This window comes from Microbaculum marinisediminis (genome assembly GCF_025397915.1).
Classification (GTDB): domain Bacteria; phylum Pseudomonadota; class Alphaproteobacteria; order Rhizobiales; family Tepidamorphaceae; genus Microbaculum; species Microbaculum marinisediminis.
Genome location: NZ_JALIDZ010000053.1, coordinates 1 through 317, shown reverse-complemented (window position 1 = coordinate 317; position 317 = coordinate 1). Strand labels below are relative to the sequence as shown.

At 61.8% G+C, this 317-nt stretch carries 1 protein-coding gene; it reads left to right on the top strand.

What is annotated here, in order from left to right:
- Window positions 1–78 precede the first annotated feature (78 nt).
- Window positions 79–317 (top strand): hypothetical protein (locus tag MUB46_RS24520; protein WP_261618545.1); only part of this gene is annotated, 239 nt, incomplete at its 3' end.

The window sequence follows — 317 nt, the reverse complement described above, 5'->3', positions numbered from 1 at the left end:
CCGTCGAGGTTCCCGGATCTGGAGGCCCTATCCGCACCGTCGGTGTGGGGCGATACCGGGAGCCTGTTCGAAAGGATCATGAATATCGGTCAGCGGCCTACCATGTCGAAGACCTTCAACTGGCTGACGCAGGAGCGCGGCGTTGACCCCGGCATGGCGTTGCTCATGGTTCGCGATCCCGACTTGTTGAATGGCTATATCCGGGACGCGAGCAAGGCGTCACAGCCCATCGAGGTCAACGGCCAGCTCGTCAATCCGCAGACCGGGCAGGTAATCGGCGACTATCGCACACCGGACAAGCCGACCGCGCCTATTTC